This window comes from Bradyrhizobium sp., from assembly GCF_035652035.1.
In the GTDB taxonomy this organism is placed as follows: domain Bacteria; phylum Pseudomonadota; class Alphaproteobacteria; order Rhizobiales; family Xanthobacteraceae; genus Bradyrhizobium.
In genome coordinates this window covers 42964-67203 of sequence record NZ_DASREO010000007.1, presented here as the reverse complement: position 1 = coordinate 67203, position 24240 = coordinate 42964, and the positions used below count along the sequence as shown (strand labels likewise).

The 24240-nt window shown below is 63.1% G+C and carries 28 protein-coding genes; 12 read left to right on the top strand and 16 right to left on the bottom strand.

The annotated features are described in order from the left end of the window. Positions 1-76: 76 nt before the first annotated feature. Positions 77-1054 carry a tripartite tricarboxylate transporter substrate binding protein gene (locus VFB05_RS02560; RefSeq protein WP_325008451.1) on the top strand — a complete coding sequence of 326 codons (978 nt, stop codon included), beginning with the start codon at positions 77-79 and terminating at the stop codon, positions 1052-1054. A gap of 86 nt (positions 1055-1140) precedes the next feature. Here VFB05_RS02560 and VFB05_RS02555 read toward each other — a convergent pair whose 3' ends face one another. From VFB05_RS02555 to VFB05_RS02500, 12 genes are all read right to left on the bottom strand, one after another. Further along, complete coding sequence (locus VFB05_RS02555; protein WP_325008448.1) at positions 1141-1986, bottom strand: hypothetical protein; 846 nt, start codon at positions 1984-1986, stop codon at positions 1141-1143. Positions 1987-2252: 266 nt separating this feature from the next. Next, positions 2253-2414, bottom strand: coding sequence for a Flp family type IVb pilin (locus VFB05_RS02550; RefSeq protein ID WP_325008446.1), 162 nt, complete (start codon positions 2412-2414; stop codon positions 2253-2255). 126 nt (positions 2415-2540) lie between these two features. Continuing rightward, on the bottom strand, positions 2541-3176 hold the full coding sequence (locus tag VFB05_RS02545; RefSeq protein ID WP_325008444.1) for an urea amidolyase associated protein UAAP2: 636 nt from the start codon (positions 3174-3176) through the stop codon (positions 2541-2543). A 12-nt stretch (positions 3177-3188) separates the two neighbouring features. After that, entirely contained in the window at positions 3189-3995 is an 807-nt protein-coding gene (locus VFB05_RS02540; protein WP_325008441.1) for an urea amidolyase associated protein UAAP1, read from the bottom strand. 3 nt (positions 3996-3998) lie between these two features. Next, complete coding sequence (locus VFB05_RS02535) at positions 3999-4607, bottom strand: urea carboxylase-associated family protein (protein ID WP_325008439.1); 609 nt, start codon at positions 4605-4607, stop codon at positions 3999-4001. An 8-nt stretch (positions 4608-4615) separates the two neighbouring features. Next, on the bottom strand, positions 4616-5008 hold the full coding sequence (locus VFB05_RS02530; protein ID WP_325008437.1) for a RidA family protein: 393 nt from the start codon (positions 5006-5008) through the stop codon (positions 4616-4618). Positions 5009-5048: 40 nt separating this feature from the next. After that, the gene (locus VFB05_RS02525) at positions 5049-5834 is read right to left on the bottom strand and encodes an amino acid ABC transporter ATP-binding protein (RefSeq protein WP_325008435.1); all 786 of its coding nucleotides are present in this window, start codon (positions 5832-5834) and stop codon (positions 5049-5051) included. An 8-nt stretch (positions 5835-5842) separates the two neighbouring features. Next, positions 5843-6499 carry an amino acid ABC transporter permease gene (locus VFB05_RS02520; protein ID WP_325008432.1) on the bottom strand — a complete coding sequence of 219 codons (657 nt, stop codon included), beginning with the start codon at positions 6497-6499 and terminating at the stop codon, positions 5843-5845. Continuing rightward, positions 6496-7143, bottom strand: a complete 648-nt coding sequence (locus VFB05_RS02515; RefSeq protein ID WP_325008430.1) for an amino acid ABC transporter permease — start codon at positions 7141-7143, stop codon at positions 6496-6498. The genes VFB05_RS02520 and VFB05_RS02515 overlap by 4 nt, the downstream gene beginning before the upstream one ends. A gap of 22 nt (positions 7144-7165) precedes the next feature. After that, entirely contained in the window at positions 7166-8020 is an 855-nt protein-coding gene (locus VFB05_RS02510; protein WP_325008428.1) for a transporter substrate-binding domain-containing protein, read from the bottom strand. Between the two features lie 22 nt (positions 8021-8042). Beyond that, complete coding sequence (locus tag VFB05_RS02505; protein ID WP_325008426.1) at positions 8043-8876, bottom strand: nitroreductase family protein; 834 nt, start codon at positions 8874-8876, stop codon at positions 8043-8045. A 331-nt stretch (positions 8877-9207) separates the two neighbouring features. Further along, positions 9208-9693 carry a MarR family winged helix-turn-helix transcriptional regulator gene (locus VFB05_RS02500; protein ID WP_325008424.1) on the bottom strand — a complete coding sequence of 162 codons (486 nt, stop codon included), beginning with the start codon at positions 9691-9693 and terminating at the stop codon, positions 9208-9210. Between the two features lie 153 nt (positions 9694-9846). On the opposite strand from VFB05_RS02500, the gene VFB05_RS02495 reads away from it, so the two are divergent. From VFB05_RS02495 to VFB05_RS02455, 9 genes are all read left to right on the top strand, one after another. Beyond that, positions 9847-11124: an amidohydrolase/deacetylase family metallohydrolase gene (locus VFB05_RS02495; RefSeq protein WP_325008422.1), complete on the top strand. Its 1278-nt coding sequence runs from the start codon at positions 9847-9849 to the stop codon at positions 11122-11124. Between the two features lie 30 nt (positions 11125-11154). Then, complete coding sequence (locus VFB05_RS02490; protein ID WP_325008420.1) at positions 11155-13542, top strand: xanthine dehydrogenase family protein molybdopterin-binding subunit; 2388 nt, start codon at positions 11155-11157, stop codon at positions 13540-13542. Beyond that, positions 13539-14375 carry an FAD binding domain-containing protein gene (locus tag VFB05_RS02485; protein WP_325008418.1) on the top strand — a complete coding sequence of 279 codons (837 nt, stop codon included), beginning with the start codon at positions 13539-13541 and terminating at the stop codon, positions 14373-14375. Before VFB05_RS02490 ends, VFB05_RS02485 begins: the two co-directional genes overlap by 4 nt. Then, on the top strand, positions 14372-15556 hold the full coding sequence (locus VFB05_RS02480) for a xanthine dehydrogenase family Fe-S subunit (RefSeq protein ID WP_325008416.1): 1185 nt from the start codon (positions 14372-14374) through the stop codon (positions 15554-15556). Before VFB05_RS02485 ends, VFB05_RS02480 begins: the two co-directional genes overlap by 4 nt. A 126-nt stretch (positions 15557-15682) precedes the next feature. Beyond that, a complete protein-coding gene (locus VFB05_RS02475) occupies positions 15683-16564 on the top strand; it encodes an alpha/beta hydrolase (RefSeq protein ID WP_325008414.1) in 882 nt (293 codons plus the stop codon). Between the two features lie 49 nt (positions 16565-16613). After that, positions 16614-16823 (top strand): CbtB domain-containing protein, encoded by a 210-nt coding sequence (locus tag VFB05_RS02470; protein ID WP_325008412.1) that lies wholly within the window; start codon positions 16614-16616, stop codon positions 16821-16823. 9 nt (positions 16824-16832) lie between these two features. Beyond that, positions 16833-17600 carry a CbtA family protein gene (locus VFB05_RS02465; protein ID WP_325008410.1) on the top strand — a complete coding sequence of 256 codons (768 nt, stop codon included), beginning with the start codon at positions 16833-16835 and terminating at the stop codon, positions 17598-17600. Between the two features lie 27 nt (positions 17601-17627). Continuing rightward, positions 17628-18206, top strand: coding sequence for a histidine phosphatase family protein (locus tag VFB05_RS02460; protein WP_325008408.1), 579 nt, complete (start codon positions 17628-17630; stop codon positions 18204-18206). Further along, positions 18203-18823 carry a hypothetical protein gene (locus tag VFB05_RS02455; RefSeq protein WP_325008405.1) on the top strand — a complete coding sequence of 207 codons (621 nt, stop codon included), beginning with the start codon at positions 18203-18205 and terminating at the stop codon, positions 18821-18823. Before VFB05_RS02460 ends, VFB05_RS02455 begins: the two co-directional genes overlap by 4 nt. Positions 18824-18825: 2 nt before the next feature. Here VFB05_RS02455 and bluB read toward each other — a convergent pair whose 3' ends face one another. From bluB to cobU, 3 genes are read right to left on the bottom strand one after another with little or no spacing between them, the layout of a single operon-like run. Continuing rightward, positions 18826-19458, bottom strand: a complete 633-nt coding sequence (gene bluB, locus VFB05_RS02450) for a 5,6-dimethylbenzimidazole synthase (protein ID WP_325008403.1) — start codon at positions 19456-19458, stop codon at positions 18826-18828. A gap of 11 nt (positions 19459-19469) precedes the next feature. Continuing rightward, a complete protein-coding gene (gene cobS, locus VFB05_RS02445) occupies positions 19470-20240 on the bottom strand; it encodes an adenosylcobinamide-GDP ribazoletransferase (RefSeq protein WP_325008401.1) in 771 nt (256 codons plus the stop codon). A gap of 5 nt (positions 20241-20245) precedes the next feature. Beyond that, positions 20246-20749 carry a bifunctional adenosylcobinamide kinase/adenosylcobinamide-phosphate guanylyltransferase gene (gene cobU, locus VFB05_RS02440; protein ID WP_325008399.1) on the bottom strand — a complete coding sequence of 168 codons (504 nt, stop codon included), beginning with the start codon at positions 20747-20749 and terminating at the stop codon, positions 20246-20248. Positions 20750-20876: 127 nt separating this feature from the next. Between cobU and cbiB the strand changes: the two genes are divergently transcribed. Both cbiB and cobD read left to right on the top strand, forming a co-directional pair. After that, positions 20877-21818, top strand: a complete 942-nt coding sequence (gene cbiB / locus VFB05_RS02435) for an adenosylcobinamide-phosphate synthase CbiB (RefSeq protein ID WP_325008397.1) — start codon at positions 20877-20879, stop codon at positions 21816-21818. A 5-nt stretch (positions 21819-21823) separates the two neighbouring features. Next, positions 21824-22789, top strand: a complete 966-nt coding sequence (gene cobD, locus VFB05_RS02430; protein ID WP_325008395.1) for a threonine-phosphate decarboxylase CobD — start codon at positions 21824-21826, stop codon at positions 22787-22789. A gap of 1 nt (position 22790) precedes the next feature. On the opposite strand, the gene VFB05_RS02425 is transcribed toward cobD, so the two are convergent. Then, positions 22791-24239, bottom strand: coding sequence for a cobyric acid synthase (locus VFB05_RS02425; protein ID WP_325008393.1), 1449 nt, complete (start codon positions 24237-24239; stop codon positions 22791-22793). Position 24240: the final 1 nt, after the last annotated feature.

The following is a 24240-nucleotide window of genomic DNA, read 5'->3' as shown; positions in this document are numbered from 1 at the left end:
GCTTGTTAAAAAGCAGATCACCTCTCGCTCAACAAGATCGAAATTCGAAGAACTTCGACGCCTCTGGGAGAACGAAATGCCGCTCCGCCGCACCGCAATGGCCTGGTTCATACTCAGCCTTTTTGCCTTTGTCCTTCCGTCAGGTCCGGTGTCCGCAGCCGATTATCCGACCCGGCCCGTACGCTTCATCGTCGGCTACCCGGCGGGCGGTTCGACCGACATCATCGCGCGCCTGATCGGCCAGCGGCTGTCGGAGCGGCTCGGCCAGCAATTCGTGGTCGAGAACAAGCCCGGCGCCGGCAACAATATCGGCACCGAGACCGTCGTGCGCGCCGACCCTGACGGCTACACGGTGCTGTTGGTGAACCCGGCCAATTTCATCAACACCTCGCTCTATGCCAACCTCAACTTCAATTTCGTCCAGGATATCGCGCCGGTCGCGAGCTTCCTTCGCGTGCCCAACGTGATGACGGTGGCGAATGAGGTGCCGGCCAGGACGGTGGCGGAATTCATCGCCTATGTGAAAGCCAATCCCGGCAAGGTGAACCTCGCATCATCTGGCAACGGCACGTCGGTGCATCTGTCCGGTGAGATGTTCATGGCGATGACGGGCGCGAAGATGCTGCATGTCGCCTACAAGGGCGCAGCTCCCGCCACGACTGACCTGTTGGGCAACCGCGTCCAGGTGATGTTCGACAACATGCCCTCGATCATCGGGCACATCCGCGGCGGCAAGCTGCGCGCGCTCGCCGTGACCACGGCAGAGCGATCGCCTGAACTGCCTGACGTGCCGACCGTTGCCGAGACCGTTCCCGGCTATGAAGCGAGTGCGTTGTTCGGGATGGGCGCGCCGGCCAAGACGCCGCCGGAAATCATCGCCAGGCTCAATCACGAGATCAACGAGGTGCTGGCGGAGCCCGAAGTCAAAAAGCGTCTGACTGAACTTGGCGGCGCGCCGCTGATCGCGTCACCCAAGGAGTTCGGCGACATGATCAAGGCCGAGACCGAGAAGTGGGGAAAGGTCGTCAAGTCCGCCGATATCAAGATCGAATGAGCCCGACGTCTCGTCTGGCAAGACTCCAAAACGCAAATGCCCGGCGCAAGGCCGGGCATGACGCGGTTGATCGCTGGCGCGCTATGTCAGGTGCCGTTCGCCGGGGCCGTTGCGGCCGCTTCCACGGGCTTCGCCGTCTCCGCCACCGGCGTTGCCGACGGCTCGGGATCGAAACCGAACAGCTCGACCAGGAACTTGTAATATTTCGGCATCTTCTCTTTCAAAGCCGCACGGGTCTTCGGCTCGGAAAGGGCTCCTTTGCCGGCCAGGAACACGCTCGCGGTCACCGCGAAGAACTCGTGCGCGTTCGTCATCACGTATTCGTCCTTGGGGAAGGCGTTCGTGCTCACGGCTTTGGCGTACATCGCCTTGATGCCGAGGTTATCGAAACCGCTGCCCATCAGCTTGTGGTGATAGGCATGCAGCAGCTCGTGCAGCATGACCGGGTCTTCGGCGTGTTTCAGCATGATCGGGCGGAACCTGATGACGCCGGTGCCGGCGTCAGCCGCCAGGTCAACGAAATTCGGGTTGCTCCAGCTCATGGTCTTGGGGTCCCAAACCGTAAAGGTGTGGTCGCGCGCCGACGTTTCCTGACGTATCGAACTATAGCAGGCGATCGGCGGTCCGAAGTCGGTGCAGCCCATCTCGCTGGCGATGATCGGCACCGTGTGGAAGAACTGCATCACCTTCGGGCTAAGGCCGGAGTCCTCGACGATATCGAGCTGCTTCTTCAGAAGCCCGACAATCTCCTCCTTGTCCTTGCGGTCGACGTATTCGGACATATCGTAGATGTAGCCGCGATAGGTCTCGAAACCCGGAGGCACTGCTTCAGCCGCCGGATCGACCTGGATGACCCTGGGGCCTGCGCCCGCAAAGCTCGAGGCGAATGAAAGCATCAACACAATAGACGAAGTCAGAATCAGCCCGCGCATGGTTTTCCCCGCTTTATTGCTATTTCGCGATCAATGAAGGCCGTGGCCCCACCGTATTCAGCGCGCATCATACAAACCCGAACTTGCAACGCCGTTTCGCCGTTCGGCCCAAGTTTCAGCGAGAAATTTCGTCGGCGTTAACTATGCGCGCCCCGCCACAGCGTCCAATGAACAGACCCCCGCCTGCGCGCGCGAGCGGGGGGACACGCGGCAAGCAAGCGGGGGTCTGTTTCCGGACGCATCTTGCGGGAACGACGCGCCAGAAATTATTTGAGCGAACTGTTGATCGAAGAGAACCTGGTATTGAGCTTCCCGCCCAATCCATTCACAGCCGCAATGATCGCAAGCGAAGTACCAGCCGAAATCGGGCCATATTCGATGGCCGTGTCGGCGGTTTCGTCTTTCAAAAATTCGAGGATGATTTTCACGCCGGGCCCCGCTTTCTGTCCAAACGAACCGTTCTGGATAGATAACGTGCGGGCTTCTCTCGCAGCGCTGGAGCGAGACATAACGCTAAGCTTTTACGGAAATGCTAAGCAACAAGGTTAAGAGACCTATAACGGCGGCGCGTCGCGAATCTCGACCCGGATCGGCGTCGGATTGAAGCCGTTGCAGGGATTGTTCACCTGCGGGCAGTTCGAGATCACGAACAGCACGTCCATTTCCGCCGTCACGTCGACATGGTTGCCCGCTGCGGAAATGCCGTCGACCACGGTGAAATTTCCGGTGGGATCGATCGGCACGTTCATGAAGAAATTCAGGTTCGAGACGATGTCGCGCTTGGTGAGCCCATGCCTTGAAAGCTCGATGATGAAATTCTCGCGGCAGGCGTGCTGATACTTGGTCGCCTCGCCAAAGCGAACGGCGTTGCTTTCGCAAGAGCAGCAGCCCGCCGACGTATCGTGCCGGCCGCAACTGTCGGCGGTGATCGCTGCCATCACCCGGCCCTTGTTGGACATCAGCCGCGTGCCAAGCTCGATATAGGCGGAACCCTGGACACGCAGCGTGTCCTGCGAGCTGTAGCGCTCGGCGGGATCGTCGGCGCAGTAGAGCAGCGCATCGACCGCCTGTTGGCCCTCGCTGTCGATGATCCGCAGTGTCTGCCCCTTCTTAAGGACACGCGACCACGGCCGTTCCGCGGGAATGTCGAAGGCGTAGATCAAATTCGCAACCGCTGCGTCGTCGGTCATGTCAGATCTCCTTCAGGCGTAGAGCCGATCCGTAAAGGCGAAAGCGCGCATGGCCTCAGGCGAGGCGGTTCGGCACAGATCGTCTGATCGCGCGGCCGGCGTGCGATGCTTGATCAGCGTGACGGCGCCGCCCGCCGACGGCGACGGATTGAGCGCGTGCGCGCAATTCGACGCGGCCACGATCAGGTTCATCTCGGCGCGAAGGTCAACGAAATCCCCTGCCCGCTTGCGGCCTTCTTTCCAGAGGAAGCGTCCGGCTCCGTCGAGCGCGACCGGCGCGAAGAAGGTGATGCAGGGGGGGATGTCTCGCACGCCGAGGCCAGCCTTGGAGACGGCGGCGAGGAAATTCTCCTGCGTGTTGCGGCCGCTGGCGCCTGTTGTCGCGAGAACGGAAGCCGGCGTCGAACCGCCGACCAGAAGATCGTGCGCGCCACAGGTGTCTTCGATCACCGAGAACACCACGCGCCCCATGTCGGACAGGATCACGCGGCCCTTCGAGATCGCGGCGCTCCATTGCACCTTGATGGTATCGGCGCAATTGATCCGCTCGGACGGATCCTCCTCGCGCCAGGCGAGCAGCGAGACGCTGGCGTGACCTCTGTTGTCGACGATCCGCAAGCCTTCGCCCCGCTTCAGCAGCAAGGTCGTGTACCAGCCAGCCGGCACCGTCTCGCGATGTATCACGGCGTCAGGCGCAATCGGCGCACCATCCAGGGCCGTCGGCTGAGGCAAACCCTTTGGCGTCTGATCCTGGCCCGCGGCGCGAAGCTCTTCGTAGCGCCGGCGATTTTCGGCAATCTGTTGCGCCGTCTGCGCCATCGTTCAACTCCTGTCCGCGATTGTAAAATGAGCTTCGACCGGCTTTCCCGCCTTGCCGTTGATCGGCAGAATGTCTTGCGGGCAGGCCGAAAAGGCGATGACGAGATCCATCTCTGCGCGCAGGCGAACGTAACCGCCCGGTATGGGCCGCGGCGGTGCGGCGAATGCCAGCGTGCCGTCGCCGCCCCACGGGATGTTCATGAACAGATTAAGCGGGCTCGGCACTTCGCCCGGCGTCAGGCCAAGCTCGGCCATGCCGGCAAAGAGATTATCTGCGCAATTGTCGTGGTGTCCTTCGACGCCCAAGAAGGCGTAGCGATAGCGATCACAGGCGGCGATCAGCGTGTCATGCACGCCGCCGGACGTATCTTCCACGAAAGTGAGGATCGGCCGGCGCCTGTTGGTTCGCAGCACGTCGTCCGGCTTCGGGACGAGATGCAGACTATGGGCGCGGGTGTGTTCATTCGACATGAACTCGGAAATATCCGCGCGATTGAAGGCCCAGGTATCGACGACCTGCTCGCCATGCGTGTTGATGACGGTCACGATCTGCCCTGCCGCGACAAAGGCCGCCTTGCCGCGCCGCGCTGGAATCTCGATCAGGTTGTTCATCGCTCCGCTCATGGCCTGAACGCAATCAAGTCGATCTCGACAATGCCGCCGCGCGCCAGCGCGGTGACGCCGACTGTCGTGCGGCCCGGCCGCCGGCCGTCGGCAAAATGGCTCGAGAAGATCGCGTTCATCGGCGCGTAGTCGCGATTGAAATCGGTGAGATAGATGCGGGCAAACACGACATTGGCGAAGGTCATGCGGCATCCCCTGAGCACGCGCGCCAGATTGTCCATCACCTTGCGCGTCTGCGCCTCGATGCCCTGCGGGATCGGAACCTTGTCGTCGTCGGGATCGGTGGCGAGCTGGCCGGTGACAAAAACGAAAGGCCCCGCTTCGACGGCGTGGCTATACGGCGTGACCGGCTTTGGCGCGTCCGCGAGCAGGTGAAAGATCGGGTCCATGACAAACTCCCTTGGCGAACTCCCGTTGAAGGCTTCTTGTTCAGCGCCGGTTGCTTGCGGCCTCACCGGCGTAACGCTGGATGAACTGACGCGCGCGATCGGTTTCGGGATTGGAGAAAAACTGCTCCGGTGCGCTAGTTTCGACCACGCGCCCGCGATCGAGGAACAGAATTCGCGTCGCGGCCTCGCGCGCAAATCCCATTTCGTGGGTCACGATCACCATGGTCATGCCTTCGCGGGCGAGCTCGCGCATCACGACCAAGACTTCGCCGACGAGTTCGGGATCGAGCGCGCTGGTCGGCTCGTCGAACAGCAGCAGGTCCGGCTTCATCGCCAGCGCCCGCGCAATGCCGACGCGCTGTTTCTGACCACCCGACAGTTTGGACGGAAACACATCGCGTTTGTCAGAGAGACCGACCTTGGCGAGTAGCGCGAGTGCTTCCTCGCGCACCTCGGCCTTGGGCCGCTTCTGCACCTGGACCGGCGCCTCCATCAGGTTTTGCAGCACCGTCAGGTGCGGCCAGAGTGCAAAATGCTGGAACACCATGCCGATATGGGTACGGGTTTGCGACAACTCGCGGTCACCCATGACGACGCCACTGCCGGAGATACCGACCTCCTTGCCGTTCAGGTAGATCTGGCCGGCATCGGGGCGCTCGAGCCAGTTGATACATCGTAGCAGTGTCGACTTGCCCGAGCCGGACGGGCCGAGGACACAGACCGTCTCGCCCTTTTGCACCTGGAACGAGATGTCGCGCAGCACTTCGAGATCGCCGAAGCGCTTGGAAATGCCGACCACGTCGAGAACTTTTGTGACGTCTCTCATCGCGGTCCTTAACGCCTCGATGCTGCCATGCGATCGATCGTGGTGACGGCCGCCTCGATCACGAGGCACAAGCCCCAATAGAGAAACACCGCCGTGATGAAGGCCGCGAACGGAACATAATGCCGCGACTGGATCGAGGCCGCGGCGTGAGTGAGCTCAGGCAGCGCGATGATGGTGAGAAAGGCGCTGTCCTTGACGATCTGGATCATCTGGTTGCCGATCACGGGCCCCGCCGCGAGTAGCAGCGGCGGCAGAACGATGCGGCGAAACAGCGCGAGACTGGAAAAGCCGAAGGCAACACCCGCTTCGATCGGCTCGCGCGGCTGCGCCGCCCAGGCCCCGCGCAAGATTTCCGCCATGTAAGCGGCGTTGTAGATCGTCAGCGCGACGAGCCCGGAGGTCCAGTTGTCGAGCCGCAGGCCCAGCGACGGAAGCCCGTAATAGACGATGTAGGCGAACAGCAGGAACGGCACGCAGCGCATGCCGTCGACAAAGCTGCGCACGATCCAGGCCAGCCACGGCCGTTTCGACATCAACGCCGGCGTCAGGATGAAGCCGATCAACAGCGCAGCGACCGCCGACAATAGCGACAGGATCGTGGTGTTGGCCAGTCCGCTCAAGAGCAGCGAACGCTCGCCCCAGACGATGCCGAAATCGTGGATCATGCCGCGGCCTCCATCCGCACCTGACGCCGCTCGATCCAGCGCTGCAGCGAGACCAGCGCGAACACGATCGGCGCGTAGAGCGCGATCGCGACAAGAAACGGCGGCAACGGATCGTAGGTCTCGGCGCCGATCCGCACCGCGGCGCGCGTGATATCGACGACGCCGACGACCGCAAGCACCGGCGTCACCTTGATCAGCAGCGACATCTCGTTGACGAGGCCGGGAAGGCTGACGCGGACGATCTGCGGCAGCACGATGCGACGAAACCGCAGCAGCGCGTTCATGCCGACCGACTGCGCCGCCTCATACTGATCCCTGGGAAAATTCATCAGCGAGGCGCGCCAGACTTCGCAATTGAACGCGGCGGTGTTCATGACCAGCGCCAGGATCGCCGCCGAGATCGGGTCGATCGCGATCCCGATATTGGGGAGTGCGAAGAACAACAGCAGCAGCAAGGTGACGAGCGGCGTTGCACGCAGGATGCTGACATAGAGGGCGACCACCCGCGCCGCTATCGGCACATCGGCCCAGCGCACGATCGCAAGAAGAAGGCCGACCGGTGCGCCGATCAGGATGCCGGCAAATGACAGCGACACTGTCACGCCGGCACCGCGAAGGATAGCCAGCAGGTCGGCCCCGCTCATGACCGGTCACCGGGCGCTCTGGTCAGAACTCGGGATCCCATTGCATCGGCAGGTTCGGAAACGCCTCGCCGAACCACTTCTTCTGCAACTCGGCAAAGCGCCCGTTTTCCTTTTCCTTGGCGATGAAGCCGTTCAGAAAATTGAGCAGTTCGGTGTTGCCCTTCGCCACGGCCCAGGCCGGGAAGGATTTGCCCGAGACCGCCTGACCCAACTCGAACACGCCGGGCTTTTCGGCGACCAGCGTCTGCAGGTTGATCACGGTGTTGACGACGTAATCGACGCGGCCGAGCGCGAGGTCTTGATACGCCTCGGGATAGGAGGTGTACTCGACGACCTTGCCGAGCTTGCCGCCTTCCTTCTCCAGCATGGTGCCGAGTTCAGGCAGCCGCGCCAGCAGCGCGCTGCCGGCCTGCACGCCCACCGTCTTGCCGTTCAGGTCCTTGATCGAGGAGATGCTCTTGTCGTCCTTGCGCTTCAGATAATAATGAGTGGCGTCGGCAATCGGGCTGGTGAAGTCGAGCGATTGCTTTCTTTCCTTGGTGATGATCGCCGCCGTGATCGCAGCATCGTATTTTCCGGTGCTGACGCCGGCGAGAATGCCGGTCCACGGCAGGATCTGCTGCTTGATCTCGAACGGCGCGTATTTTTTCAGATCTTCGATCAGCTCGTTGTCGAAGCCGACAGCCTTGCCGTCCTTGACGAACTCGAAGGGGCGGAAGTCGTCTTCGGTCGCGACGATCAACCCACGCTGCTTGATTTCCTCGAGGCTTGCCGCTTTCGATACGCCGGCCAGGAGCGGCAGCAGCAGCAAGGCGGCGGCCAGGCCCAAGGTGAGACGCCTGGAGATCGGATCGTAAGTCAGTGAGGCGGTCGTCATGAAGAGACTCCTTTTCTAAAGATCAATCGAACTTGAAGCCGTGCCGTCGCAGATAAGGTGGAAACGCCGCGCCTTCGGCCTTTGCCGCCTGACGGGCCTTGTCCTCCGACCAGCCGTAGAAGCTCGCCTCGCCGAACTCGGCGGTGGATCGCTGCTGGTCCTTTGGGATGGCGTGACGCGCGTGCCGGCGCTGGTCGTAGTCGTCGATCGCAGCCGCGAGCTTGCCATCGTCGTAGCGATCGGAATGCGTGGTCACCTCGCGCGGCAGGCGAAGGCTGACGAATCCCTCGGCCGAGGGATAACCGAGACAAAGCCCGGCGACGGGAAACACCAGGTCCGGGAGGCCGAGGATTTCGGCCACCTTGTCGGCCTCGTTGCGGATCACGCTGATCGGACAGACCCCGAGCCCGCTCGACTCCGCGCACAGGATCATGGTCTGCATCGCCAGCGCCGCATCGATGCTGGCGTTGAAGAAACCTTCCAGCGTGCCGTTTTCGACCGGCTTGCCGCGCAGCTCGCCGATGCGATGCAATCGCCGGGCGTCGCCGAGGAATACGAAGAAGACAGGCGCATTGCCGATCCAGGGCATGCTCGGAAACAGGGCGCCGATCGCCGCGCGCTTTTGCGGATCGCGAAGGCGCAGGGTCGAGGCCTGCTGAAAGTCCGATTTTGCGGAAGCGCTGAGCGCGCAGGCGGTGAGAAGATCCAGCAGTTCTTCGCTGGGGAGCTTGTCGCTGTAACGCCGCACCGTCTTGCGCGACAGAACGCGGCGGATCAGGTCGTTGTCCTCAGCGCCCTCGCATGAGGGGCCACCATCGCCGAAGCGATAGGCGAGCATGTCTGCGATATCAGGCATCGGCTCGCCTCCCTTTAGCCACAGGAACTTCGATTGGACGGCGCCAGCCACCAACCGATGGCGAATTAAGGAGCAAGGGACATGCCAAGCCGCAGCCGGCGAGCAGATTAAAACCGGGAGATATCCGCTCAAATCGGGCGGATCGCGCCAAGTATCTCAGTCTTTCAGGGATTCTTATCCGGCAGTGATGCTGTCATATCTCTCGAAAATGCGAAGTGTGCTTCGCAATTGCATGCAGCGGGCGTCATTCTCGAAAGCCGACCGACTTCGATCGGCGGCTTTTCAGGCAGGTTGCACAGATTCTAGCCGCTCGCTTCGCCGCACTGGGGCATCATCCCGGAACTGTTGCGGTGCCGCCTTGCGTTGCGCGCGTGGCCACAACCTTTTGCATCATCGCGATAAACCGCTTCTGGTCGGCCTTGCTCAGACCTTCGAGCGTCTCATGATGCGCCGCACGCGCCGACGCCTCGATCCGGTGCAGCAAGCGTTCCCCGGATTTCGTCAACCGGCACATCTGCGCTCGGCGATCCCTGCTGTGCACGGTGCGTTCGATAAATTTGCGGGATTGCAAGCGCTTAAGCGCACCTGTCGTGGTGGTGCGATCGAGCATCACTTCGGCCGCCAGCGTCGTCTGGTCGGCGGTTCCGCATCGCGCCAGTGCGGTCAGGAGGCTGTATTGCAGCGGCGTGATGTCGAAAGCGGCGCACTTCTCCTGAAACAAGGCGACATGGATCTGGTGCAGCCGGCGGATCAGATATCCCGGACGCTTCTCCAACGGCCAGGTGCTTCCACGCTGCCGCATCGTTTTGCCGGTCATGCCGTTCTATCCTCGCTTTCGCTGCACCGATTTGATGCAATCCGATCTGCCGTCCATGGCACGATTGTTGCTGCCCCAAATACGAAGTGTACTTCGCATTCGCCCGGTCCTATAATTTGCAACGAATTGACCGCCCGTAAGAGGAGATCAGCCATGTCCGTCAATACCAGCTTTGACCTGTTGTTGCGCGGGGGCCGCGTGATCGATCCGGCCGCAGGCATCGACGGCCTGAAAGACGTGGCGATCCGGGGCGGCAAGGTTGCCGCCGTTCAATCCGATATCCTCCCGGCCAGCGCAAGGGAAGTCATTGACGTCAACGGCAAGATCGTCCTGCCCGGCCTGATCGATACCCACGCCCATGTCTATCAATACGTCACCGGCCGCTTCGGCGTGAATGCCGACATGGTGGGCGTGCAATCCGGCGTGACGACGCTGGTGGATCAGGGCGGGCCGTCCTGCATGACGCTGCCGGGTTTCCGGCATTTCATCGTCGGACAAGCCAAGTCGCGCACCTTGGCCTTCCTGTCGGCCTATCTGGTCGGAGGTCTGGAAGGCCATTATTACCCCAACCTCTATAGCCCGGATTGCGTCGACATCGACGCCACCGTGAAGGCGGCCAAAGCCAATCGCGACATCGTTCGCGGCATCAAAGCGCATGCCGAGATCGGCGGCTTCGCGCGCTGGGGCATTCGCGTGATTGAAATGGCGGCCGAGATCGGACGCCGCGCCGATCTTCCGGTCTATGTGCATTTCGGCCAGCTCTGGGGCCTGCCGGCGAGCGGCACCAACGGCGAAGACGTCGATACGATTCTGGAGCGCGTGATTCCGCTGCTGCGCAACGGCGACGTCCTTGCCCATCCCTTCACGCGTCATCCCGGCGGCTTCGTCAACCGGAAAGGCGAGGTGCATCCGGTGATCCAGGCCGCGCTCGACAAGGGGCTGAAGGTCGACGTCGGCCATGGCAGCCATTTCTCCTATCGGCTCGCCCGCAAGGCGATCGACGCCGGCATCATCCCGACCACGCTGGGCGCCGACATTCATGGTTATAACACGCATGTTCCGGCGCCTGCCGGCACGCCGGACGAGCATGCCGACGACGAAAACCACCCCTTTGCGAGCCAGGCCAAGTTCAGCCTGGTGCAGGCCATGAGCTCGATGATGGCGCTGGGGCTTACGCTCGAACAGGTGGTGCCGATGGTCACTTCGCATCCGGCGGAAATGCTTGGCCTTGCCGGCGAGATCGGCACGCTGCGTTCCGGCGTCGAAGCCGACGTCACCGTGCTCGACCAAAAGCCAGGCCGCTACATCCTGCGCGACAACGAAAAGACCGAAGTGGTCGCCGACAGCCTGTTGCAGCCGGCGTTCTGCTTGCGGGCGGGCGTCCGTTATGATGCCATCGCTCCGATCCTGCCGCGCGCGGTGGCCGCTTAGCCGCTCGCGGCTAACAGAACGGCAACGGGGATGGCAGCCGTCGAACGCGAGCCCGCATCTGCTTCAGGTCGCGAAGCGCCTCAAGGCGTTGGCGCACGGCTCACGCGCAAGGAAGACGACCGCTTCCTGCGCGGCCGCGGCCAGTTCGTCGCCGATATCCGCCTTCCAGGCCTTCAGGACGTGGCGTTCGTTCGCAGCCCGCTGGCGCATGCGCGCATCAAGGCCATCCACATTCCCGAGCGCTATCGCGAGGTTGTCTTCACCGCCGACGACCTCACCGATGTGAAGCCGATCCGCGCGGTGTCGGGCCTGCCCGGCTTCAAGATCTCAGAACAGCCCGTGCTCGCAACCGGCAAAGTTAGACACGTCGGCGAGCTGGTGGCGATGTGCGTGGCGGCGACGCGCGCCGAAGCGGAAGACATTGCCGCTGCCGTCACGCTCGATCTCGAGCCGTTGCCCGCCGTGTATGACATGCTTAAAGCGCGCGAGGCCGGCAGCGCACTGGTGCACGAGCACTGGGGCGACAACGTCTTTCTCGAAAGCGTCTATGAGGTCGACATCGCGCAGGCGTTCGACGCGCCCATAAAGGTCAGCCACGAAATCTCAACCGCGCGCCAGTGCATGGCACCGCTCGAAGGCCGCGGCGTCGTTGCCACCTTCGATCACCGGCTTGATCAACTCACGCTTTATACCGGCGCGCAGATGCCCCACATCGTGCGCAACGGGCTCTCCGATACGCTTGGCATCGAACAGGGTCGCATTCGCATCGTCTCGCCCGATATCGGCGGCGGATTTGGCTACAAGGGAATCCTGCTGCCCGAAGAGGTCTGTCTCTCCTGGCTTGCTCTCTATAAGGGGCTCACCGTCCGCTGGATCGAGGACCGGCGCGAGCATTTGAGCGCCAGCGCCAATTGCCGCGAGCACCATTACAAGATCACCGTCTACGCCGATCGCGACGGCAGGCTGCGCGGTATCGACTGCGAGGCGACCGTCGATTCCGGCGCCTACTCGTCGTACCCGTTTTCGGCGTGCCTCGAGGCCGCGCAGGTCGCAAGCATCCTTCCCGGCCCCTATCGCATGCCGGCCTATCGTTGCCGAACCTATTCGGCGGCCACCAACAAGTGTCCGATTTTGCCCTATCGCGGCGTGGCGCGAACCGGCGTCTGCTTTGCGCTGGAACTCATGCTGGATGCGGTTGCCGCAGAGGCAGGGCTCGAACCCTACGAGGTGCGCTTGCGCAATCTCGTCGGCCCCGACGAGATGCCGTTCGAGAACATCACCAAAAAACATTTCGACAGCGGCGATTATCCGCAAGCGATGCGGCGCGTGCTTGCGGCAGTCGATGTCGCCGCGATCCGCGCGCGGCAGAAGAGCAAAGAGCCGGATGGTCGGCTGATCGGTTTTGGGCTTTCGGTCTATTGCGAACAGGCCGCCCACGGCACGTCCGTCTATGCCGGTTGGGGCATTCCGATGGTGCCTGGCCACGAGCAGGCAACCGCGCGCATGACGCCTGACGGGGGGCTTGAACTGCGCGTCGGCGTGCAGTCGCACGGCCAAAGCATGGAGACGACGCTGGCGCAGGTCGCGCATGAAATTCTCGGCATCGACACCGCGAAAATCCGCGTCATCCACGGTGACACCGCGATGACGCCCTATTCGACCGGAACCTGGGGCTCGCGCTCGGCTGTGATGGCCGGCGGCGCGGTCGCCACCGCCTGCGAGATCATCGCCGAACGCGCGAGGCGCATCGGCGCTAAGCTGCTGCAACTCGATCCTTCATCCGTCACCCTGCGCGGCGGCCGCGTCTGCGGCCCGAACAGCAGCATCGGCCTGCCCGAGATCGCGCACACCTGGTACCGGCGACCGCAGGATTTGCCGCCCGATGTCGATCCCGGTGGGCTGGAAGCGACCGGCGGCTACAAGCCGCAGCGCGACAGCGGCACTTTCAGTTATGCGGTGCATGCGGTGACGGTCGCGGTCGATCCTGATCTCGGCGATATCGAACTGCTCGATTACGTCATCGTCGAAGACGGCGGCGTGCTGCTCAATCCGATGGTGGTCGACGGCCAGATTTTTGGCGGCCTCGCGCAAGGCATCGGCACGGCGCTCTACGAGGAAATGCCGTTCGATGCGGCCGGCCAGCCGCTCGCCACCACGCTCGCGGATTATTTGCTTCCGGGACCAACCGAGGTCCCCGAGCCGCGCGTCGATCATATGGAGACGCCCTCGCCTTACACCATGTTCGGCGTGAAAGGCATCGGCGAAGGCGGCGCCATCGCGCCGCCAGCGGCGATCGCGAACGCCGTCAACGACGCGCTGCGGCCGCTCGGCGTCAAGCTCTTGCATTCGCCGGTCTCGCCGCGCCGGCTTGTCGAGGCCGTGCTTGAGGCGCGCGGATCGAAAGGCGAAGCCGCATGAAAGCCGCGCCCTTTAGCTACGAGCGGCCATCGGGCCTGAACGCGGCGCTCACTCTGATGGCCGAGGTACAAGGATCGGCGAAGATCATCGCCGGCGGCCAGTCGCTTGGGCCAATGCTGAACCTTCGCCTGGTTCAGCCGGACACGATCATCGATATTTCCGCGCTTGCCGAACTCAAGCGCGCCGAACGCGAAGGCGATGAGCTCGTGATCGGCGCCTGCGTGACGCATGGCGATATCGAGGACGGACGCATTCCCGACGTCACGCGCGGCGCGATGCAGCGCGTCGCAAGTAACATCGCCTATCGCGCCGTGCGCAACCGCGGCACCATCGGCGGTTCGCTCTCTCACGCCGATCCAGCGGCGGACTGGATCTCGGCCTTGCCGGCGCTCGGCGCCAAAATCCGCCTGCGCAATCCCGCCGGACAACGCGACGTCGCGGCGGAAGATTTCATGACTGGTGCGCTGGAATCGGCGCTCGCGGCAGACGAACTGGTGGAGTCCGTGCGTGTTCCCGCCATGCGCGCTTCGGCGCGCTGGGGATACGCCAAGGCCTGCCGCAAGCCGGGCGAATTTGCGCATGCCATCGCCGCCGTGCTGATCGATCCCGAAGCTGCAAGCGCGCGCGTTGTCATCGGCGCGATCGACGCACCTCCGATCGTTTTGCGTGAAGCCTTGCCACTGTTCGGCGGCAAGATCACCGGCGATTTCCTCCGGGAGTTCGACGTGGACGCGGCCGACACTCTGCTGCTGAAAGCTGGCATGACCGATGCGGCCGACCGGCACATTCACGTCGCAACCCTGCGCCGGGCCATCGCGGAGGCTGCGGCGTGACGACCGTCAGCCTCACTGTCAATGGTCGCGCGGTCGACAGGCCGGTCCATCCGCGCACCCATCTGGCGGATTTCTTGCGCGAGCAGCTCGATCTGACGGGAACGCATCTTGGCTGCGAACACGGGGTGTGCGGCGCGTGTACGCTGCTGGTCGACGGCATGCCCGCGCGCTCATGCATCACCTTTGCAGCGGCTTGCGATGGTGCGTACGTCACCACGATCGAAGGCCTTGATGACGACGAGATCGCCGCCGAACTGCGCGCGGCTTTCAGTCGTGAGCACGCGCTGCAATGCGGCTATTGCACGCCGGGCATGCTGATTTCCGCGCGAGATCTGGTGCTGCGCCTTGAGACATCCGACGAGCGCGCCATTCGCGTCGGCATGAGCGGCAATCTGTGCCGCTGCACCGGCTATGTCGGCATCGTGCGCGCGATACGTTCCGTGATCGATGCGCGGCGGGCTCGCGGCATTGCGCCTGTCCCGGGTGCGGGACGCCGCGAACTCGGCCCCGTCGGTTCCGGCAACGGCGCGCCGTCTACATCAAGTGGCGCTGCGCGGCCGGTAGTCCCAGCCGCTCCGGAGCAACCGAAGGACGGCGCCGCGTTGCCGATTCCGGATTTCACCCCCGACAAGAATCTTGATGAAGCCTTCACGGTCGCCTTTCCGCCCGAGAAAGTTTTCACCCTGTTCGGCGACCTCAAGCGCGTCGCGACCTGCCTTCCCGGCGCGACGCTGACAGCCGCTCCCTCGCCCGATCGCGCCGAAGGCCTGATCAGCGTCAAGCTCGGCCCGATCGCAGCGAGTTTCCGTGGCGCGGTCCGGATCGAGCGAGATCCGTCGACGCTCTCCGGCCGGATCATCGGCATCGGCAACGACCAGCGCAGCCGTTCGACCACGCAAGGCGACATCTGCTATCGCCTGCGGCCGCTCGACGGCGGCGCTTCGACGCGCGTCGAGCTTTCGATCGGTTACAGCTTGCGCGGTTTTCTCGCCCAGGTCGCGCGCGAAGGCCTGGTGCGCGACCTCGCCAAACGGCTGACGGCGGAATTTGCTGGCAATCTCGGCGCAAGCCTGTCCGGCGCGGCACTTGCACGACCGAAACAACTCAATGGCCTTGCGCTCGCCTTTGACATTTTGAAGACCGCGCTGTCGAAAGCTCTCAGGCGAGATCCGCGCTCCTAGGAGAGCCGGTCTGCGGCAACGAGACGTTGATGCCGCGAGGACACCGACGCTAAACTCGAAACCGATCCGAATGAAGATCGTCGCGGGACAATTCGCGGCTTAAGAACACGATCGGGAGAAACGGCCATGATGGAAGGCTTCAAGAAAGAAACGCTGCATGTGAACGGCGTCGACATCGTACTGCGCCACGGCGGCGAAGGGCCGCCGCTGCTTTTGATGCATGGCAATCCCTTCACGCATCTATCCTGGAATCGTGTCGCGCCCGCGCTTGCCAGGCGTTTCACGGTCGTGACGCCGGATCTCCGCGGTTACGGCGACAGCTCCAAACCCGATGGCGGCCAGGATCACTATGCTTACTCGTTCCGCGAGATGGGCAAGGACATGGTCGAGGTGATGAGCAAACTGGGCTTTGCGACGTTTTCAGCCGCCGGCCATGATCGCGGCGCGCGAGTGTTGCACCGCATGTGTCTCGACCATCCCGAGAAGATCAAAAAAGCGTGCTTCGTCGACATGCTTCCGCAACATCACCTGCTCAACAACGTGACGTTCAACTGGGGCAAATTCTCCTGGCACTGGTTCTTCATGATTCAGCCGACGCCCTATCCGGAGACGATGATCAGTAACGATGCGGAATTCTTTCTCCGCAAGAAACTGTCGAAGACCGATCAGGGAACGAGCTTCTTCGTGCCCGAGGCGCTCAATGAATATATTCGCTGCATCAAGAACCCGCGAACCGTCTATGCGATGTGCGAAGACTATCGCGCAACTGTGTCCTGCGACTTCGAGATGGATACCGCCGATTTCAATGCCGGCAAGCGCGTGACCTGCCCGACCTTCCTGCTCTGGGGCGCCACCGGCGGCGTCGGGCGCAATCACAACGCCAAAGACGTCTGGTCGAAATATGCCACCAACATTACCGGCACGCTGGCTGCGCCGGCCGGACATTATGTGCAGGAAGAAGCCCCGAAAGAGACCTTGCAAGCCATGCTGGGATTCTTTGCCGATTGAAATCAGCGAGAACAATCGTATAACCGAGGGGCAACCAGGAGCTCTTTCGATGGCCATAGCCCGTTCCCTTCCCGTCGCGCTGCCGCCCGCAATCCCGGTACGCGAGATTTTGCCTTGGGCGATCTTCAGCGGCCTGCTGCTTCTGCTCGGCCTCTATTTCGTCGGCGTCGAGGAAGGGGCGCTTGCCATTTTCAACGGCGCGTACGTGCATGAGTTTTTGCACGATGGACGCCATCTGCTCGGCTTCCCCTGTCACTAACGCCGCTCGATGACGGGAAAACTGCTCGTCTGGGGCATGCTGCTCGGCCTGGTAGCTGGGCTACTTTCCTTCGGCTTCCTCAAAATTGCGGGTGAGCCTTCAGTTGATCGCGCCATCGCCTTTGAAACTGCGATGGAGCAGGCCAAGGCGGATGAGGCCAAGGCCAAGGGTCTGCCGGCACCTGCCGAATATCCGGAACTTGTCAGCCGCCGTGTTCAGGCGGGACTTGGACTGTTGACTGCCGTCGCCGTCTACTCGACGGCTTTCGGCGGATTGTTTTCGCTGGCCTTTGCGCTCACCTACCGCCGCATGGGCAATTTTAGCGCGCGCGCAACCTCGGCCCTGCTCGCGGCCGCCGGCTTCGTCAGCATCTACCTCGTGCCGATCCTGAAATATCCGCCCAATCCGCCGTCCGTTGGACTTGCCGAGACGATCGACATGCGGACCAGTCTCTATTTCGCGATGATCCTGATTTCGCTTGCCGCGGTGGTTGCCGCGGGCATGCTGCGGCTTCGGCTCAATCCGCGCTTCGGCAACTGGAATGCGGCGCTGATCGCAGCTGGCGCCTACGTCATCATCGTGACTGCCGTCGCGATGGCGCTGCCCGACGTCAACGAGGTGCCGGAAGGTTTTCCCGCCGCCGTGCTTTGGCAATTCCGCATCGCCTCGCTGGGCGGACAAGCCATCCTGTGGGGCGCGCTTGGGCTCATGTTTGGCGTCGCCGCCGAGCGCGCCTTTGCCGCGCACGAACCGGCGCCGCGCCGCTCGCCGGTCTGAGTTTTGTCTCGGCGTGCGAGATGAAACATGACGATGCGTCTTCATCTGCTTTGCTCGGCTTCGACCGCCTCTGTCAGCGCTGTCGCCTTTGCGCCGGCTGACGAGCCGCTCGATCCAAGAGGAATCGAAAGTCTCGCCGGCCTCGCTGGCCGTCTTCCATCTTGCAACACCGTCTTGTGCAGCCCCGCGCTTTCCGCGCGCCAAACGGCGGAAAGCCTTGGCCTCACGCCGGCCGCCGAAGCTTTGTTGCGCGATTGCGATTTCGGCCGCTGGACCGGACGCACGCTTGAAGATGTGCAGGCGAGCGAGCCGTTGGCGGTCGCCGAATGGCTGAACAATCCGCGCGCGGCGCCGCACGGCGGCGAATCCTTTGCCGACGTGACGGCGCGCGTCGGCGGATGGATGGATCAGATCTTGACCAAATCTGGTTCCGCTCTCGCCATCACCCATGCCTTGGTGATCCGCGCCGCGATCGCGCATGCACTTGGTGTCGGCCCCGAAACCTTTCGGCACATCGACATCAGTCCGCTCACACGCGTTAGATTGTCAGGCGGAGCCGGACGGTGGACACTCGCCTCGCTGGTCTCGCCGAAGGATATTCAGTGACGCGCGACGGCCGCAGCATTGCAATTCGCAGGCGGTTACGCTTGCTCGCCGCCGCCCTGGCGTTCGCGATCACCCCGGCGACCGCTCATCATCAATCAAACGACGGCCCCATTCGCGGCGTCGCCATCCCCGCGATTTCACATGGCGAGATGCCGATTGTCGCTCGCCATCGAAGCCAGATCCTCGCGTTGGCGGCACGGCAGCCGGTGACGGATCCGACCCTGCGACGGCTCACCGGATTCGTGAGCCTGCAGCACTTCGCCTGCTTTTGGGGCCTTATTCCCGGCAGCTTCGCCGATGAAGCAAGCCCCTTCAACGAATGCTCCCACGCTTATCTCGCAGGCGCCCGGGCACTACTTGCGCACATGACCAAAATGGCTGGCAACCAGTCGGAGGCCAGGGAACTCGAAGCGCGCATCGATGCCGAGATCGCCGCCGATCCAACAGCCCGCGCGGTGTGTTCGAACAGCAGCCAGACTTTTGACAGCGCCGACGTGATCGGGCCCGATTGGCGGCTCGTGCCGCTGCATGCGCCGACGGTGCTGACGTTCGCTGCGTTTGCCGCGCTTGTTGCAGCGGGGCTCGTAGCGCTGATGTGGCGGTTCAAGGCAGCTTGATCTTATCGCCGCGTGATGAACTGGCCGGCGGCGCGCCGGCACTCCCACTTCGCGCGTTCGAGATCAGGCCGATCGTCTTCGGTCTCGGGATAGCCGAGGCAGAGATATCCGACGAACTTCCACGATTTCGGCACGTCGAGGATGTCGTTGATGTGCGCCGGATTGAGGATCGACACCCAGCCGAGCCCGACGCCCTCGGCGCGCGCTGCAAGCCACATCGAACAGATCGCCCCGACAACGGAATATTCCGTCGTTTCCGGCATCGTCATGCGCCCAAGGCCATGGCCGGTCTTGCTTTCCTTGTCCGCAAACACCGCAAGATGCCCCGGAGCGTCCGCCAGTCCGGAAAGCTTGAGTGTCGCGTAGTGCTGGGCGCGTTCGCCTGAATAGGATTGTAAGGCGTCCGCGTTGCAGGCCTTGAAATCCTCGATCACGGCGCGGCGTCGTGCAGCGTCATCGACGATGACAAACCGCCAGGGCTGGCTGAGACCCACCGAAGGCGAAAGACAGACGGTCTCGATCAGCCGCTCGATCGCACCTTGCGGCAAGGGGTCCCTGCGGAAACGCCGCACGTCGCGCCGCCACACGAAGAGCTCGTGCAGCTTTTGGCGAAATGCTTCGTCGAATGCGACCATCGCGTCTCCGCCTAGACCATCGCCCCAGCCAGAAGCAAAATAGCGATCTCGCCGAACTGCTCCAGCGCGCCGATGACATCGCCGGTCTGGCCGCCGATCTGTTTCGTGGCAAGCCAGGCCCACATCCATCCAACGAGCGATAGCAGGATTAGTCCCAGGATTGCCTTGCCAAAACCGAGACCAAAGGCGAGGCACAGGAAGCCGAGACCAGCCGCAACCATTGCGGTCTCGGGAGACACTTGTCCGGCCCCGGCCGAAAGCCCGTCGGATCGCGCCGATGGAATCAGCCACATGAAAACCGGCAGTTGCGCGCGCGCCGCAGCATGGGCAACCAAAAGGGCTGATGCGACCGAGGCGGGCTCGGCGATCGTCGCCAATGCGCTCCAGCGCACCAGGATCGAAACAACAAGCGCACAGGCGCCATAGGTTCCGATCCGGCTGTCGCGCATGATCTCGAGCTTCTCGTCACGGCTTTTGCCGCCGCCGAACCCGTCGGCGGCGTCGGCAAGGCCGTCCTCGTGGATCGCCCCGGTGACGAGAATCGTCGCCACCAGTGCAAGCACAGCCGCCGGATCGGGCGGCAAATGAACCATATGCGCGATTGCATAGATGATCGCGCCGACAAGGCCGACCACCAGTCCCGCCACCGGCAACGCCCAGCTGGTTCTCGCGATCGCGCCGTTGTCGAGCGGCTTCGCCGGGCCGACGGGCAAGATCGTCGCGAGCGACATCGCGATCCTGATGTCGATGACGATCCTCTCAAGAAGCTCTGCGTAGCGCATGAGACCTACTTCAGCTTCATCGGCAGGCCGGCGACGATGAACTCGACCTCGTCGGCGGCACTGGCAATCGTCTGATTCATGATACCTGCGGCATCGCGATAGGCGCGCGCGAGCGCATTGTCGGGCACGATGCCGAGCCCGACCTCGTTCGTCACCAACACGACCGGGCTCTGCTGACGCTTCAAGGCGTCCGCAAGCTCCGACAAAGCCTTCGACCAATCGCGCCCCGCGTGGAGCAGGTTGGAGAGCCAGAGCGTCAGGCAATCGACGAGTCGCGCACCACCGCCATCGGTTTCGAGCAGCGCTTGCGGGAGCTCAAGCGGCACCTCGCGTTCGATCCATTCGCTGCCGCGTCGAGCGCGGTGTCTGGCGATGCGCTCTGTCATTTCTACGTCGAGCGCCTCGGCGGTCGCAATGTAGACAGGTTGACCCGGACAGGCGCGGGCGCGCGCCTCCGCATGCCGGCTTTTTCCCGACCGCGCGCCTCCCGTGATCAAAATGACCGGCATGCCAACTCCATATTCCCGGCAGTAACCACCATTTGCCGGCAAAGACCAAGCGAATTCGCCCTTCGAAGAGGCTTGCGCGAGGCCGGCTTCTTGCGCAACAGAGGGATATTGATGCGGGAGCACCAGCTTGGGATTTGCGGGAGCGATGGTGATGGCGATGGCGATCGATGCCGTACTGGGCTGGCCGGAGCGGCTGTTTCGTTTGATCGGCCATCCCGTGACATGGCTCGGCCGGCTGATCGATCGGGTGGATTCTGCGTGCAACCGGGACTTCGATCCACCCGCGTTCCGCTGCGCCGCAGGTGCCGCGGCGACGCTGATGCTGATCGCGCTGCCGACGATCCTTGCGTGGATCGTTCAGGCGCAACTGACGACAACATGGAGCCGCATCTTCATTGCGGGAGTCCTGGCATGGCCGCTCGTGGCGTTGCGTTCGCTGCACGATCACGTCGCGGCCGTCGCGCATCCCCTGGGAGCCGGCGATATCGAAACTGCGCGTGCCGCAGTCTCGCGTATCGTCGGCCGCGATTCCTCGAGCCTTGATGAACCCGGCATCGCGCGCGCCTCGATCGAGAGCCTTGCGGAAAACACCTCCGACGGCGTGATCGCGCCGCTGTTCTGGGGCATGATCTTCGGCCTGCCCGGCATCGTCGGCTACAAGGTCATCAACACGCTCGATTCCATGATCGGCCATCGCACGCGGCGTCACGAGGCCTTCGGCTGGGCGGCAGCGCGGATCGACGACGTCGCCAATTACATCCCGGCGCGTCTGACCGGCGTTCTGTTCGCGCTGCTTTCCACCGATCGGAGAGTTGCGATGTGGTGCATGATCTGCGACGGGCCTCGTCATCGCTCAATCAATGCCGGCTGGCCGGAAGCCGCGATGGCGGGCGCGCTCGGCGTGCGCCTGAGCGGTCCGCGCAGTTATAATGGCAAGCCGACGGAAGAGCCCTGGCTCAACGCAGGCGCGCGCGACCCGAGGGCTGGCGATATCGACAATGCCTTGAAGCTTTATCGCCGCGCCATGCTGCTGTTTGCTGTTCTGCTCCTCATTTTGGCTCTGATGTAAAGAGAATGCCCGAGCACGGTGGAAATCTCGACTTGGCCATGCAGCGCTTCGGCGGGAAGCTGCGCGACTGGATCGATCTGTCGACCGGCATCAATCGAAATCCTTATCCGGTGGGCGAGTTGCCGGAAACGGTCTGGGGCGCGCTGCCATCGAAATCCGCTCTCAACGCGCTGCACCAGGCGGCGCAACAAGCTTATGGCACGACCGCACCGATCCTTGCGACGAACGGCGCGCAGGCGGCCATTCAACTCTTGCCGCATCTTTGCGCGCGCGGAAATGCGCGCATTCTCGGCCCCACCTATAATGAATATACGGCGGTGTTTTCTGCGGCCGGCTGGGACGTCGCTGAGGTGTCCGATCTCGAAGCGCTTGCCGGCGCCGATATCGCAATCCTTGCCAATCCCAACAATCCCGACGGCAAGCGGTACGAGCCGAAGCAATTGCTTGAGCTCTTGCCCAAAGTCGGCCAATTGGTGGTCGACGAGAGCTTTGTCGATGCTACTCCCGAACTATCCCTCGCATCGAACGCCGGCCGCGAGGGGCTTCTGATCCTGCGCTCGTTCGGAAAATTCTTCGGGCTCGCCGGGTTACGGTTGGGATTTGCCATCGGCAGCGATGCAGATGTCTCAGCCCTGGCGGCGATGGCCGGCCCGTGGCCGGTTTCGGGCCCCGCCATTGCGATCGGTGAACGCGCATTGCGTGACCGCGAGTGGGCGAAGGCCACATCGGCGCGTCTGGTGCGGGATGCGCAGCGGCTTGATGCCCAGGTGTTGCGGCTTGGCTGGACTCTCGTCGGAGGAACGGCGCTGTTTCGACTATATGAGACCGGCGACGCGCACGCGGCTCAGGAAAAGCTGGCGCGCGCGCGCATTTGGTCGCGTGTCTTCCCGTATCACAGGGGACGGCTGCGGCTGGGACTGCCGGGTAACGAGGCCGAGTGGGCGCGACTGTCTGCGGCTCTAACGGGCTAGCTTAACGCGCCAGCGCAAAAATTCCGTCGACATCGAGATGCGCCTCAATGTGATCGGCCAGCGCATCGAGCGCGCTCTCGACTCTTGCGCGATACGCCTGATCGGCAGCCGGGATACCGAGTCGCGCCAGAAATGCCTTGCGGAACCCATCCGACGCAAACAGCCCGTGCAGATAGCTGCCCTGCACGCGCCCGTCCGATGACGTCCCGCCTTCGGGTTCGCCGTTGAGCATCGCAAAAGGACGCGCGCAGTCTTTTCCTTCGGTGCGGCCGATGTGAATCTCGTACGCATCGATCGTCTGCCCCGTCGCGACATGAGACGCGCTAACGCGCGTCAGCGTTTTTTGCGGCGTCATCACGGTCGACAGATCGAGCAGGCCGAGACCCGGCGTTTCGCCCGGCGGCCCTTCGATTCCCTCGGGGTCATCGACGCTCCTCCCGAGCATCTGATAGCCACCGCACAGGCCGAGCACATGGCCGCCGCGGCGATGATGGGCAATAAGGTCGATGTCCCAGCCTTGCGCGCGGAGGAAGGCGAGATCGCCGCGGGTCGATTTCGAGCCGGGAATAATCACAAGAGCGCAATCGGCAGGGATAGCTTCGCCCGGCCGCACCCTCACGAGATCGACTTCGTCCTCGAGCTTGAGCGGATCAAAATCGTCGAAATTGGCGATGCGCGAGAGTGCGAGAAAGGCGATCTTGCGTTTGCCGGCCTTGCGCGCGTCGCTCAAGCCCAGCGCATCTTCGGCCGGCAGTTCGGCGGCGCGCGCGAAGAATGGCAGCACGCCAAAACCGCGCCAGCCGGTTCTCTTCTCGATCAACCGGTAACCGTCGTCGAACAGACTGACGTCACCGCGGAACTTGTTGATGACAAAACCACCAATCATGGCGGCATCGTCAGGATCGAGCACGGCCTTGATTCCAACCACCTGCGCGATGACGCCGCCGCGATCGATGTCGCCGACCAGCACAACGGGAACGTCGGCCTTGCGCGCAAAGCCCATATTGGCAATGTCGGCAGTGCGAAGGTTGACTTCTGCGGGGCTGCCGGCGCCCTCGACCAGCACGAGATCGGCGCGATCCTTCAGCCGCGCAAAACTTTCGAGCACCGGCGCCATCAGGGAAGGCTTCATCGCGGCGTATTCTCGTGCGCGCAACGTCGCGAGGCGCTGGCCGTGCACGACGACCTGTGCGCCGATATCCGTCTCCGGCTTCAAGAGAACCGGATTCATGTCGGTGTGAGGTTCAACGCCTGCGGCGAGCGCCTGCAAGGCCTGCGCACGGCCGATTTCGCCGTCATCTGTCGTCACCGCGGCATTGTTCGACATGTTCTGCGGCTTGAACGGCAACACGCGAAGACCGCGGCGCCTGGCCACACGACAAAGGCCGGCGACGATGAGCGACTTGCCCACGTCCGAGCCGGCTCCCTGGATCATCAATGCGCGGGTCATC